The sequence below is a fragment of the Caballeronia sp. NCF2 genome (assembly GCF_023631205.1).
In the GTDB taxonomy this organism is placed as follows: Bacteria; Pseudomonadota; Gammaproteobacteria; order Burkholderiales; family Burkholderiaceae; genus Caballeronia; species Caballeronia zhejiangensis.
This window is the reverse complement of the sequence record NZ_JALQDN010000064.1, coordinates 238,584-252,092: the sequence shown is the minus strand read 5'-3', so window position 1 is coordinate 252,092 and position 13,509 is coordinate 238,584. Positions and strand designations below refer to the sequence as shown.

Sequence of the window (13,509 nt, the reverse complement as noted above, 5' to 3'; positions counted from 1 at the left end):
TCACTGAAGATTTTCGAAGATCGCCGCGATGCCCTGACCGCCGCCGATGCACATCGTGACGAGCGCGTAACGCCCGCCGATGCGCTTCAGTTCATAAAGCGCCTTCACCGTGATGAGCGCGCCCGTCGCGCCGACCGGATGCCCGAGCGAAATGCCCGAACCGTTCGGATTCACCTTGCGCGGATCGAGTCCGAGCTCGTTCGTCACCGCGCACGCCTGCGCGGCGAACGCTTCGTTGGCCTCGACGACATCGAGCTGATCGACGGACAGACCCGCCCGTTCCAGCGCCTTGCGCGTCGCGGGCACGGGACCGATGCCCATATACGCCGGATCGACGCCCGCGTGCGCGTAGGACACGAGCCGCGCGAGCGGTTTCGCGCCGCGCCGCTCGGCTTCGCCACGCTCCATCAGCAGCACGGCCGCCGCCGCGTCGTTGATGCCCGATGCGTTGCCGGCCGTCACCGTGCCGTTCTCCTTGACGAACACGGCCTTCAGGCTTTCGAAGTCGCTCGGGCGCGCGTCGTGGCGGACGTGCTCGTCGGTGTCGAAGACGGCATCGCCTTTTTTCGCGCGCACGGTGATCGGCAGAATCTGCTCGCCGAAACGGCCTTCCGCGATCGCACGCGCCGCACGGCGATGCGATTCGAGCGCGAGCGCGTCCTGCGCCTCGCGGGAAATGCCGTATTTGCGCGCCACGTTTTCCGCCGTCACGCCCATGTGGATTGTCTGAAAGGGATCGTGCAGCGCGCCGAGCATCATGTCGACGAGCTTGCCGTCGCCCATGCGCTGCCCGAAGCGCGCGCCCGGCAACGCGTACAGCGCGCGGCTCATGGATTCCGCGCCGCCGCCGATCGCGATGTCCGCGTCGCCGAGCATGATCGTCTGCGCAGCCGATACGATGGCCTGCAAGCCCGATCCGCACAGCCGGTTCACCGTCAGCGCCGGAACGTGCTGCGCGACGCCGCCGTCGATCGCCGCGACGCGCGCGAGATACATGTCCTTCGGTTCCGTATGCACGACATTGCCGAAGACGACGTGACCGACGTCGTCGCCCGCGACGTTCGCGCGCTGAAGCGTTTCGCGCACGATCATCGCGCCGAGTTGCGTCGGAGAGAAATCCTTCAGGCTGCCGCCGAAGTCGCCGATCGCAGTTCGCACGCCGCTTGCCACCACTACTTCACGCATTGCATCGCTCCTGTTGATTTCGCGCGCAGGCGTCAGAATTGCGCCTCGCTCAATGTGAACAGCGGATCGTCGCCGTGCGCCGAGACGATCGCGGTTTCCAGCGCGCGCGCCTGCGTCAGCACGTATTCGGAGAAGCAGTGCGCGGTCGCGATCTTCGCGCCGTGGAACGCCGGATCGTCGGCCCGTCTGGCTTGCGCGACGAGCAGCGCGCGCGCCATCTGCCAGCCCGACAACACGATGCCCGCGAGCTTCAGATACAGCACGCTGCCCGCGAACACCGCGTTCGGATCGCGCTTCGCGGATTCGAGCACGTAGGCGACGACGTTCGCGAGCGCGTCGCGGCCATCGGCGAGACGGCGATGCATCGAATCGAAAACGCGCGCGGCATCGCCGGCATCGACGGATTTCAGAGCGTCGAGCGTCTCGTCGATCTGCGCGAGCAGCACCTGCGCCGTCGCGCCGCGATCGCGCAGCGTCTTGCGGCCGACGAGATCGTTCGCCTGAATCGCCGTCGTGCCTTCGTAGATCGCGAGGATGCGCGCGTCGCGATAGAGCTGCGCCGCGCCGGTCTCCTCGATGAAACCCATGCCGCCGTGAACCTGAACGCCGAGGCTCGTCACGTCGTTTGCCATTTCGGTGCTCCAGCCTTTCACGAGCGGCACGAGGAATTCGTTGAGCGCGAGATGGCGGGCGCGCGTGTCGGCGTCGTCGTGATGATGGGCGATATCCGCGTGCGCGGCCGCGACGTAGGCGAGCGCACGCGCGCCTTCGGTCATCGCGCGCATCGTGCCGAGCATGCGCCGCACGTCGGGATGACGGATGATCGCGACGGAACCCGCGCTCGAACCATCGACGGGACGGCTCTGCACGCGTTCCTTCGCATAGTCGGCGGCCTTCTGATAAGCGGCGTCGGACAGCGCGATGCCCTGCAAGCCGACGCCGAAGCGCGCCGCGTTCATCATCACGAACATGTATTCGAGGCCGCGATTCTCTTCGCCGACGAGATAGCCGGTCGCGCCGCCGTTATCGCCGTACTGGAGCACGGCGGTCGGGCTCGCCTTGATGCCGAGCTTGTGCTCGATCGACACGCAATGCACGTCGTTGCGCGCGCCGAGGCTGCCGTCGTCGTTGACGAGGAACTTCGGCACGACGAACAGCGAGATGCCTTTCACGCCTTCGGGCGCGTCCGGCGTGCGCGCCAGCACGAGATGGACGATGTTCTCGGCCATGTCGTGCTCGCCCCAGGTGATGAAAATCTTGGTGCCGAACACCTTGTAGGTGCCGTCGCCCTGCCGTTCGGCGCGCGAACGCACGAGCGCGAGATCGGAGCCGGCTTGCGGCTCGGTCAGATTCATCGTGCCGGTCCAGACGCCTTCGATCAGCTTCGGCAGATAGCGCGCCTTCAGTTCGTCCGAGCCCGCGAGCAGCAACGCTTCGATGGCGCCATCGGTGAGCAGCGGGCACAGCGCGAAGGAAAGGTTCGACGCGTTCAGCATTTCGATGCACGGCGACGCGATCAGTTTCGCGAGCCCTTGTCCGCCGAATTCGGCCGGATGGCTGATGCCTTGCCAGCCGCCTTCCGTGTATTGACGGAAGGCATCGGCGAAACCGGGCGTCGCCGTCACTTCGCCGTCGCGCCACTCGCTCGGCTGCTGGTCGCCGCGCGCATTCAGCGGCGCGATGACTTCGGCGGCGAGTTTCGCGCCTTCCTCGAGAATGGCAAGCGCTGTGTCCGCGTTCGAATCGGCAAGTCCGGGAAGCTGGCTGATGCTTGCAATATCTGCCAGCTCTTCCATGACAAACATCATTTCCTTGACGGGCGGCGTGTAATTCATCGATGACTCCTGGGCCCACAGCCTTTCGACGAAACGCGCGCTGTGGCAAACAAACGTTGATGTGTTGCGATGCATGGTATCAACGCCGCCGAAATCCTTAGCTACCGGAATCTGCCCTTTCACTGACAAAATCTGCCAAACGCGCCGGCCGCTTTTGGGCGCGTCACTCGCCTTTTCTTTGCCGGTACGCCGCGGGCGTGCTGCCGGTCCAGTGACGGAACGCGCGATGAAACGCGGTCGGATTATCGAAGCCGACGTCGTATGCAATGGCCGCGATGGCATCGTTCGAACGGGTGAGACGCTGGATCGCGATGTCGCGGCGCACTTCGTCCTTGATCGCCTGAAAGGTCGTGCCCTCGGCTTCGAGACGTCGGCAGAGCGTGCGCATCGAATAGTGCAACTGCTGCGCGACGGCATCGACGGTCGGCGTCGACGGCAGGCCCGTCGCGATGCACTGCCGCACGCGATGACACACCATCTCTTCCGTGAACGACACGAAAATCCAGTCCTCCGGCGCGCGCTGAAGAAACGCGTCGAGATCGGACTTGCGCTGACGGATCGGGCGGTCGAGATAGCGCGCATCGAACGCGATGAGCGTGCGGTCGCGGCCGAAACGCACCGGCCCCGGAAACAGGTACAGCAGATCGCCGGGCTGCGCGGGCCGCATGAATTCGAACGCCGCTTCGATGAGTGGAATCTTCGCGCGGATCAGCCACGACGCGACGCCGTGCACGAGCTTCAGCACGAGTTCCCGCGCGAGCGCGCTCGCGGGCGGTCCAGCGGGATTCGCGACGAATTCGACGGTCGCATACGGTCCCTCGCGGCGCGACACGAGCTGGAATTCATCGAGCACCAGATGGAAGAACTGCCCGAAGCGATGCAGCGCGACCTCCAGACGCGGCGCGTCGAGCAGGCTCAAACACAGGAATTTGAGCGTGCCGTTGCGCAGCGGACGCGCGAAGATTCCCGGCATCTCGTCGTCGAGTTCCATCGCAAGCAGGCGATAAAGCGTCGAAAACTGCTCCTGTGTGACGCGCGCGGCTGGCATGCCGAGCAGCTCGTGCGGAATGCCGGAATGCTCCGCGAGCCGGATGACCGCGGCGCGGTCGGCGCCCGAAAGGAAGCCGTTGACGACCGAGATGGGAACGGTTGGGGAAGGAGGCCTCATGAGGCCGATTTTGTCATAGCCGCCGGGCGGCGTAGCGCGGAACGCGTACGTTCGTGCTTCATCGCGAACGTCCGGAGCGGTGCGGACGAATCGCTGGACCTTTCAGATTGAAACTTCTATAACGGGATGTGCAAGCGCCGTCCGAAAGGCATCCGTCCGCGACGAAGCTCGCTCGAATTAGTTAGGAACTCGAACAATATGTTCTGAAGAAAATTTCGGAGGTTGATCATGACCCGTTTCCCCTGTTCAACGAAACTCCTTGCGTTGCCGGTTCTGAGCCTGATGGCAGGCGCATCCGCCGCTTGGGCGCAGACGCTTCCGAAGCAAGGCAATATCGAAGCCACGTACACCGCATCCGGCGCGGATGTGCGCAATATCAGCGTGAGCGGCGATGACGCCGTGTATCTCTTCGAATCCACGCTCCTGATGACGAACAACAAATCGCCGCTGATGCAGAACGTCACCGCGCGCTGCGTCGAAGCTGGCTTCAGCGCGGGCACGGCGACCGGATATTGCGTCTATTCGGACAAGGACGGCGACAAGTTCATCGAGTCCTACACGTATCAGGGCGGCACGCCCAAGGGCAAGGGAACGATCGGCTCGGGCACGGGAAAATACAAGGGCATCGAAGGTCAGTTCGACTGGCAGCAAGTCGTCGCCCTGCCCTCGGACAAAGGGACATATAACTACGTCGGCAAGAAGACCGGCAGCTATCGCATTCCGTGAGCGAGATTCAAAGCTGAAAGATGGACGCCACATGATCGATGAACGCGCGGACGACAGGCGGCAGCCCGCGACGGGTCGTAAAGACGAGGTGGACGATCCCGGTTTCGGTTTTCCACGACGGAAATACATGCACGAGCTCGCCGCTCGCGACCTGCTCGCGACAGACGTGATCCGGCAGCAAGGCGACGCCGAGCCCAGCCATCGTCGCATCGCGCAGTGAGACATAGTCCACGCACGTCATGCGCGGCTCGCTGCGGATCGTATGCGACGCGCCATCCGGTCCGGTGAATTGCCATTCGATCTCGCCCATCTGATCGGTGGTCGCGAGCGTCGGCAATGTCGATAACACCGCAATGTCGCCGCTCGTGCAAAGCGACGCGACGACGGGCGCGGCCACCAGAATGCGGCTCGAATGCCCCAGCGTCCGCACGATCAACGACGCGTCCGTGTCCAGCCTGACGCGCACGCGAATGGCAATGTCGATGCGTTCCTCGATCAGATCGACGGGACGATCCACGGCGATCACCTGCAAGCGCGCCTTCGGAAAGCGCGTCAGAAACGTGTTGTATGCCTTCGACAAAGTCGGCATGAGACCGAGCGGACAACTGCAGCGGATCACGCCGCGCGGTTCGCTGAGCGCTTCGGAGACGACCGAATCGGCTTGCTGCACGTCGAGCACGATCGTCCGGCAACGCTCGTAGAACGCCTGTCCGACGTCGGTCACGCGAAAGCGGCGCGTCGAACGTTCGATCAGGCGCACGCCGAGCCGCGCTTCGAGCCCGGCGATGCGTCGGCTGATCGTCGATTTAGGCGTGCGCAGGACGCGGCTCGCCGCCGCGAAGCCTCCATGCCCGACGACTTCCGCAAATAGAACGTAATCGTTGATGTCCGCCATGCCGAATGCCTCGATTGACCCATTTTTGGAACTATCAAACCCAGTTTCGCAGTCTACCGCGCCGATTGTCTCATCGGCATGATGTCTTCAACGCGACGCAACGTGCGACGCGAAACCAACGGAGAACTCAAATGACTGGCAAATTCGAAAACAAGGTCGTGGTCGTGACGGGCGGCACCAGCGGAATCGGCTATGCAACGGCGGCGCGTTTCGCGGCGGAAGGCGCGTCGGTGTTCATCACCGGCCGTCGTCAGAAGGAGCTCGACGCGGCTGTCGAGTCGATGAAGGGCCGCGTCGTCGGCATCCGCGCGGACATGTCGAACCTCGCGGATATCGACCGCGTCTACGATGCCGTTCAGCAGAAGCATTCGCACATCGACGTGCTGTTCGCCAACGCCGGCGGCGGCTCGATGCTGCCGCTCGGCGCGATCACCGAAGAGCACTACGAAGACACGTTCGGGCGCAACGTGAAGGGCACGATCTTCACCGTTCAGAAGGCGCTTCCGCTGCTGCGCGACGGCGCGTCGGTGATCCTGACCGGGTCGACGGCGGGCAGCGTGGGCACCGCCGCGTTCAGCGTCTATAGCGCGTCGAAGGCGGCCGTGCGCAACCTCGCGCGTAGCTGGACGCTGGACCTGAAGGATCGCGGAATTCGCGTGAACGTCGTCAGCCCGGGGCCGGTGAAAACGCCTGGTCTCGTCGAGCTGGCCGGCCCCGATCAGGCGCAGCAGCAAGGCCTGCTCGACTACATGGCGTCGAACGTGCCGCTCGGACGCGTCGGCGATCCGGACGAAGTCGCGAAGGTCGTGCTGTTCCTCGGATCCGATGAATCGAGCTTCGTCGCGGGCGCGGAATTCTTCGTCGACGGCGGCATCGCTCAGGTCTGAGACGTCACTAAGGCTTGACGAACCTGAGCGTCATGCGATCCGACTCGCCGATGGCGGCGTAACGCGACCGGTCGACATCGCCGCCCCGGTAAGTGGGCGGCAAGGACCACACGCCGTTCGGATAGTCCTTCGTATCCTTTGCATTCGCGTTGATCTCGCTGCGCGCAACCAGCACGAAACCCGCTGCTTGCGCGTGCTCGATCACGAATGCTTCGGTCACGTAGCCGGAATCGATCATTTGCTGCACGGTCGCTCCCGGCCGCGCGCGATGCTCCTCCACGCCGAGCACGCCGCCATGCTTGAGCGCGTCATTGAACGCGCGCAGGTTTGCATCGATCTGGCCGTCCTTGATCCAGTTATGGATGTTCCTGAACGTGAACACGCGGTCGAACCGCTCATGCGCGTTAAAGCCGATGAAGCGCCCCGCGTGCAACGTGCCGACGACGACGTTTCCATACACCGCGGGCGCAGCCGCGAGCTTGCGCCGATAAGCGGCGTCGGTATCGCTGTCCTCGGCGGCGAGGTCGGCGGATATGCTCAGATATTGCGCCTCGTAAAGCTGACCCGAATCGTGCAGATAGGGCGCGAGTATGTCCGTGTACCACCCGCCGCCCGGCGCGATTTCGAGCACCGCCTGTGTCGGAGTCAGCTCGAAGAACTGCAGCGTTTCTCTCGGATGACGATAGACGTCGCGCGCCCTCGCCTTGTCGCTGCGTTGCGATCCGTTAATCGCGGCATCGAGCGACGATTGCGCATCGCGTGAAGAAGACGCGCATCCTGTCAGCGCGAGCATGAAGCTGGCGGCGGCGATGACGATCGCGCGCCGCATGTCGAGGCGAATGAGGTTCATGAAGCACGATGCGAGTCCGAGGTATCCGACACGATACGCGTTTCTTTCGCTATTCGCTCGCCAGGAAACTGCGCACCAGCGGCCCGACTTCGCATGTTCGCGTGATGAGAAACAGATGCCCGTCCTCGATGACATGCAGCGTCGCGCGCCGGATGCGGCGTGCAAGGATTTGCGCGTTGACGAGCGGAACGATGGGATCGTCGTCGCCGTGCATGACGAGCGTCGGCTGGCGCAGGGAGCCGAGCCAGAGCAGGCTGCTCCATCCGCACGTCGCGAGCAGTTGATACATGTATCCGCGTCCGCCCGGCGCGCGAATGTGACGGCCATGTTCCGCCAGCAGCGCGGGATCGCGCCGATAAGCGCCGCCGTAAATCTCCGCGCCCACTTCCCGCAGATAGTCCGGATCGCGGTAACGCCGCGCGCCGACGAGCTTCGACAGCACCGATAGCCGCCCCGGCACCATGATGACGCCCGGCGATGTCGCGGCCAACACCAGCCTGCGGCAGCGATACGGATACATATACGCGAACTGTTGCGCCAGCGCGCCGCCCCACGACACGCCGAGAATGTCGACCGGCCCTTCGTAGCCGAGCTTCCCGAGCAGCTTGTCGGTCATCACCGCGAGCGTCGCGAAGCGATACGGCACGAGCGGCGCGGGCGATCCGCCGACGCCGGGAACATCGAAGACGACGACTTCGACATCGCCGAGCGCATCGGCGAATGGCTGAATCAGTTCGAGATTCGCGCCGATGCCGTTGAACACGACGAGCGGCGGCGAAGTCTCGTTGCCACGCCAGATGCCCACGCGAAGCGTTTGGCCATCCAGCGAAACAGTCTGTATTTCCGGTGCGCGCACGTTTTTCATCTTTGTTTTCCGTTTGGACGCTTCGCTTCAGGCCTCGCTGACATACGTTCCGGGCGCGTCGGCCAGTCGCTTGTGACGCCGGTTGCCGAGGGTTCGCGGCGCGGGACGCAGTTCGCCCGAGCGTTGCGCAAGCCAGTCGCGCCAGTCGTTCCACCACGAATCCGCTTCCGGGCGCGCGCCGGCGAACCATGCATCGGCGTCTTCGGGCAATGCGTCGTTACGGAAGAACTTCGCCTTCGGATTGCCCGGCGGATTGATGAGGCTCTGGATATGCCCGCTCGAACTCAGCACATAGCGCGTCTTGCCGCCGAACGCGCGCGCCGTGTTATAGACGCCCTTCCACGGCGTGATGTGATCGGTCATGCCGGCCATCACATACGTGTCGCACTCGACCTTCAACAGATCGACCGGCGTGCCGAGCACCGTCAGCTTGCCCGGCTCGCTGAGCAGGCTGCGCGTGAAGATGTCGAGCAACTGGCCGTGCAGCTTCGCGGGCAGGCGCGTCGTGTCGTTGTTCCAGTAGAGGATGTCGAAGGCCGGCGGCGCCTCGCCCATCAGATAGTTGTTGACCCAGAAGCTCCAGACGAGATCGTTCGGCCGCATCCATGCGAACACGCGGCCCATTTCCTCGCCGGGCAGCACGCCCTTCGCGCGGCTGTTGCGCTTGGCGACTTCGATGGCTTCGGGCGTCGTAAAGAGACCGAGTTGCGAATCGGCGCTGCTGTCGAGCACGGCGACCATCAGCGTGGCCGCGTGGACCGTCTTGTCGCCGCGCGCCGCCAGATGGCCGAGCAGCGCGGAGATCGTCATCGCGCCGGAGCACGCGCCGTGCAGGTTCACATCCGCGTGACCGGTGATGTCGCCCACCGCGTCGATCGCTTCGATGAGCGCGGCGACATACGTGTCCATGTCCCAGTCGCGCTGCGCCTCGGTCGGGTTGCGCCAGCTCACGGCGAACACCTGGAACTCGCTCTGCACCAGATATTCGACGATGCTCTTCCCCGCCGACAGATCGAAGATATAGAACTTGTTGATCTGCGGCGGCACGATGAGCTGCGGACGCGCGCGGACGTTCGGCGTCGCCGGCGCATACTGGATGAGTTCGAGCACTTCGTTGCGGAAGACGACCGCGCCCGGCGTCGTCGCGAGATTCCCGCCGACGCGAAACGCGCGCTTGTCGACCTGCGAAGGCATGCCCTTGTTGTTGAGCGTATCGGTGAGCATGTTGCGCATGCCGGCGACGACGCTCGCACCGCGCGTGTCGACGAGCTTGCGCAGCGCCGCCGGATTGCCCGCGAGCGTGTTGGTCGGCGCGAGCGCATCGGTCAGGAGCGACATCACGAACTGCGCGCGCTCCTTGCTGGCATCGTCGAGCGCGGACCGATCGATGAATCCGGCGAGCGCATCGCGCCATGCCAGATACCCCGTCAGCGTCGTGCGATACAGCGGCTGTTCGCGCCATGCCGGATCGGCGAATCGCTTGTCGCCTTGCTGCGGCGAAGGCGCGTGAGCGCCGTTGACCGCCGAACTCAGATCGCGGACGAGCGCCGCGGTCTGTCCCATCAGCAACGCGGGATGCAGCATCGCCTGAGCGCCGATCTGTCCCGCAGCCGCAAACATGTCGACCGCGCGCAATCCGACGAACGGGTTGGGTCCGAGCATGCCGTCGGCGGCGCTGGCCGTGAGGCCTTCGTTCTCGTTGATCATTTGAAATTCCTTCCACGCGCCGCCGTTACGCGACGAGCATTGCGAGCGTTTGTGCGATCAGCGCCGGCTTCGTCTCGCCTTCGATCTGCAATTCACTGTCCGTCTTCACGAGGATGCGTCCGCCGTCCTTGCGCTCGACCGCACTGAGCACGACGCGGCATCGCACGCGCTTGCCCGATCGCACCGGCGTCATGAAGCGCACCTTGTCGAGTCCGTAATTCAGCGCGGCGGATGCATCGGGCGGAATGAGGCCGACTTCGATCGCGAGCGTCGCCAGGAGCGACAACGTCAGATAGCCGTGCGCGATCGTTCCGCCGAACGGGCTCTCGCGTTTCGCGCGTTCCTCGTTGACGTGAATCCACTGCATGTCGCCCGTGCATTGCGCGAATGCCTCGATGCGCGCCTGATCGACGATGACCCAGTCCGACACGCCCAATTCCTGGCCGACGAATTCATCGATCGTCGCCATGCTGTATTCCATCGTTCTCATGCAATCTCCGTTATTGCGCGAAATTGCGCCGGACGGTCAGCTTGTTCGTGACAGACGTCACGCCCGGGACGCCTTTCGCCAGCGTTGCAGCCTTCTCGATCTGCGCCGCGTCGGCCGCGGTGCCCGTCAGCGTCACCGCGCCGTCTTTCGCGCTCACGCCGATATCGCCCGCATCGATGCTCTTGTCCTTCGCGAACGCCGCGTACACGAGCTTGCGCAGCGCGCGATTCTCCTTGCGCGTGGCGACAGGTGCGCTCGCGGCCGAGGCCATCGAAGGCGCGCTCGCCGCCGCGATCGACTGGCTCGATTCGAGGCCGGCGCTCATCGACGCCATCACGATCGCTGCGCCGCCCACCGCATTGCGTGACATGATTTTCTTCATGGTTGCTCCGTTTATCGTCTTAGAAGTTGTGCCGCAGGCCGATCATCGCCGCGGTGGTCGACTCGCCCGGAGCCACGGGTTGCCCGTAGACGATCGTCTGGTTCATCGTGCCGTGATTGTCGACATAGCCGACTTGCGCATAAGCGAGCGTGCGCTTCGACAGGCTGTACTCCGCGCCGAGCGCGAATTCGCTCGAATGATTCGTCGAGTTGTTGTTGTCCTTCAGGTAATAGAAGCCCGAAGTCATCTTCAACACCGGCGAGAAGCGATAGCCGAGGCCCGCCGAATAGAGGTCGTAGTCCGCGCGGCCCGCGTTCGCCGGATTCTTGCCGTGGCTGTACGAGCCGGACACCGAAATGTCGCTGAACGTGTACATCGCGCCGAAGTAGACGAGCCGGTTGTTGTTGAGGCCGGTCGCCGCGACGCCGGGCAGCGGGTTCGCATCGTGTCCGTTGTAGTAGACCGCCGCGAGGTTCAGGCCGAAGTTCGAATACTTGACCACGGCGGACTCGCGCGTGCCGCCCTGGAATTCGCCCGGTACGCCGCCCGGCGCGTATTCGAGCGCGAGCGACGCGCCATAGAATTTCGGCGATTCGTAGACGAGCGCGTTGCTGTCGTACAGCGCGCCGATCGGACCGTTCGTGCTGGTGCCCGGCCAGCCGGCGGCCTGATTCATGCCGAGCCACGCGGTGAGAATGCTGCCGAAGTACTGCGCGCCGCGCACGTCGGTATCGAACATTGCGTAGACCATCGGCACGATCTGGCGGCCCGCGTTGAACGTGCCGAACGGGCCGGAAATGCCGAGCGTCGCGAACTGGTTGAACTGCGCGGGCACGCCGGGTGTATCGGACAGACCGAAGCGGCCGCTGCCCGAATCGAAGGTGCCCTGCAGCCTGAAGTTGACGCGATATCCGCCGCCGAGATCTTCGTAGCCTTTAAGGCCCCAGTAGCTGGCGTAGATGCCGCCGTCCTTGTAGCGATACACCTTGCCCAGATTGGGCGCGTTCGGCGCGAACGACGCGGCCGACGTGCTCTGATAAAGCAAGCCTGCATCGACGACGCCGTAAAGCGTCACCGAACCTTGTGCCGCCGCAGCGCCTGAGCACGCGAGCAACGCGGCGAAGCATGGAATTCTTCCGAGTTTCATAAGGTCTCCGTATCTTGTTGCTTCCGGACGTCGTGATCGAAAAGGCAGCCGCGTAATCGGCCGCTTCACGGCGCGTGAAGTCATGTTGCAAGAATACGGAAAGCGCGCGGTCAAAACCCCTCTCGCGGCGGGAGGGGCAACGGCTGCAGATCGCGCCCTCAATATCGCGCCCTCCCCTCCCGACGCGAGAGGGTTGCACGAGACATCTCTCCACTACGATGGGTTCAGGTCAACGAATCCAATTCACAGGAGCGAACATGCAATTCCTCGACGATTCCCTGCACCCCGAAAACCAGGACAAGGTCGTAATCACCGTTGCGCCTTACGGTCCCGAGTGGATGCCGGAAGATTTCCCTGAAGATATCCCCGTGACGATGGAAGAGCAGGTGCAGAAAGCCGTCGACTGCTACAACGCGGGCGCGACCGTTCTCCATCTGCATGTGCGGGAACTCGATGGCAAGGGCAGCAAGCGCCTCTCGAAGTTCAACGAGCTGATCGCCGGCGTGCGCGCGGCGGTGCCGGACATGATCATCCAGGTCGGCGGTTCGATCTCTTTCGCGCCGGAAGACGACGGTCAGGCGGCCAAGTGGCTTTCCGACGATACGCGTCACATGCTCGCCGAACTCGATCCGAAGCCCGATCAGGTGACCGTCGCGATCAACACGACGCAGATGAACATCATGGAGCTGCTGTATCCGGAGTATCTGGCGGGCACTTCGCTCTCCAACCCGGCGTTCATGGCCGCCTACGCGGAAATGACGGTTCCCGCCGGCCCCGCATGGGTCGAGGAGCATCTGCGCCGTCTGCAGGCGTCCGGCATCCAGCCGCATTTCCAGTTGACCGGCATCCACGCGCTGGAGACGCTCGAACGCCTCGTGCGCAAGGGCGTGTACAAGGGGCCGCTGAATCTGACGTGGATCGGCATCGGCGGCGGCTTCGACGGTCCGAATCCGTTCAACTTCTTCAACTTCGTGCATCGCGCGCCGGACGGCTGCACGCTCACGGCGGAGTCGCTGCTGAAGAACGTGCTGCCGTTCAACATGATGGCGATGTCGATGGGCCTGCATCCGCGCTGCGGCATCGAGGATACGATCATCGATCAGCACGGCAACCGTTTCACGTCGGTGCAGCAGATCGAGCAGTGCGTGCGCGTGGCGCGCGAACTGGGACGCGAGATCGCGAGCGGCAAGGAAGCGCGCGAGATCTATCGCATCGGCGTGCAATACGAAACCATCGACGAAACGCTCGCCGCCAACGGCATGGCGCCGAACCGCAAGGCCGGCCAGGTCAATCTGCCGCTGCGCGCGGCCTGACATCAACACTCCACGGCGATGGCGGGATGCTCACGCGTCCTGCCGGAAGCCGGACATCG

At 64.0% G+C, this 13,509-nt stretch carries 13 protein-coding genes; 3 read left to right on the top strand and 10 right to left on the bottom strand.

Annotated elements, in window-relative coordinates:
- The 3 genes from bktB to NCS02_RS24265 form a co-directional block, all read right to left on the bottom strand.
- A complete protein-coding gene (gene bktB, locus NCS02_RS24275) occupies positions 1-1,185 on the bottom strand; it encodes a beta-ketothiolase BktB (RefSeq protein WP_008347546.1) in 1,185 nt (394 codons plus the stop codon).
- Between the two features lie 32 nt (positions 1,186-1,217).
- Positions 1,218-3,020 (bottom strand): acyl-CoA dehydrogenase, encoded by a 1,803-nt coding sequence (locus NCS02_RS24270; protein WP_250503548.1) that lies wholly within the window; start codon positions 3,018-3,020, stop codon positions 1,218-1,220.
- A 163-nt stretch (positions 3,021-3,183) separates the two neighbouring features.
- A complete protein-coding gene (locus NCS02_RS24265) occupies positions 3,184-4,188 on the bottom strand; it encodes an AraC family transcriptional regulator (RefSeq protein ID WP_250523313.1) in 1,005 nt (334 codons plus the stop codon).
- Positions 4,189-4,416: 228 nt separating this feature from the next.
- Here NCS02_RS24265 and NCS02_RS24260 point away from each other — a divergent pair, with 228 nt between their 5' ends.
- Positions 4,417-4,914, top strand: a complete 498-nt coding sequence (locus tag NCS02_RS24260; protein WP_051079011.1) for a hypothetical protein — start codon at positions 4,417-4,419, stop codon at positions 4,912-4,914.
- 7 nt (positions 4,915-4,921) lie between these two features.
- On the opposite strand, the gene NCS02_RS24255 is transcribed toward NCS02_RS24260, so the two are convergent.
- Complete coding sequence (locus NCS02_RS24255; RefSeq protein ID WP_175980514.1) at positions 4,922-5,809, bottom strand: LysR substrate-binding domain-containing protein; 888 nt, start codon at positions 5,807-5,809, stop codon at positions 4,922-4,924.
- A gap of 131 nt (positions 5,810-5,940) precedes the next feature.
- On the opposite strand from NCS02_RS24255, the gene NCS02_RS24250 reads away from it, so the two are divergent.
- Entirely contained in the window at positions 5,941-6,696 is a 756-nt protein-coding gene (locus NCS02_RS24250; RefSeq protein WP_033536410.1) for an SDR family NAD(P)-dependent oxidoreductase, read from the top strand.
- Positions 6,697-6,703: 7 nt separating this feature from the next.
- On the opposite strand, the gene NCS02_RS24245 is transcribed toward NCS02_RS24250, so the two are convergent.
- The 6 genes from NCS02_RS24245 to NCS02_RS24220 are packed head-to-tail and all read right to left on the bottom strand — an operon-like array spanning position 6,704 to position 12,137.
- Positions 6,704-7,546 carry a class I SAM-dependent methyltransferase gene (locus NCS02_RS24245; protein WP_175980512.1) on the bottom strand — a complete coding sequence of 281 codons (843 nt, stop codon included), beginning with the start codon at positions 7,544-7,546 and terminating at the stop codon, positions 6,704-6,706.
- Positions 7,547-7,595: 49 nt separating this feature from the next.
- Complete coding sequence (phaZ, locus tag NCS02_RS24240; RefSeq protein WP_008347529.1) at positions 7,596-8,411, bottom strand: poly(3-hydroxyalkanoate) depolymerase; 816 nt, start codon at positions 8,409-8,411, stop codon at positions 7,596-7,598.
- A 27-nt stretch (positions 8,412-8,438) separates the two neighbouring features.
- Positions 8,439-10,118, bottom strand: a complete 1,680-nt coding sequence (locus NCS02_RS24235) for an alpha/beta fold hydrolase (RefSeq protein ID WP_250503547.1) — start codon at positions 10,116-10,118, stop codon at positions 8,439-8,441.
- A 25-nt stretch (positions 10,119-10,143) separates the two neighbouring features.
- Positions 10,144-10,608 (bottom strand): MaoC family dehydratase, encoded by a 465-nt coding sequence (locus NCS02_RS24230; protein ID WP_033536411.1) that lies wholly within the window; start codon positions 10,606-10,608, stop codon positions 10,144-10,146.
- Between the two features lie 10 nt (positions 10,609-10,618).
- Positions 10,619-10,990 carry a BON domain-containing protein gene (locus tag NCS02_RS24225; RefSeq protein WP_008347525.1) on the bottom strand — a complete coding sequence of 124 codons (372 nt, stop codon included), beginning with the start codon at positions 10,988-10,990 and terminating at the stop codon, positions 10,619-10,621.
- Positions 10,991-11,009: 19 nt separating this feature from the next.
- Positions 11,010-12,137, bottom strand: coding sequence for a porin (locus NCS02_RS24220; RefSeq protein WP_250437119.1), 1,128 nt, complete (start codon positions 12,135-12,137; stop codon positions 11,010-11,012).
- Between the two features lie 257 nt (positions 12,138-12,394).
- Between NCS02_RS24220 and NCS02_RS24215 the strand changes: the two genes are divergently transcribed.
- On the top strand, positions 12,395-13,450 hold the full coding sequence (locus tag NCS02_RS24215; protein ID WP_008347521.1) for a beta-keto acid cleavage family enzyme: 1,056 nt from the start codon (positions 12,395-12,397) through the stop codon (positions 13,448-13,450).
- Positions 13,451-13,509: the final 59 nt, after the last annotated feature.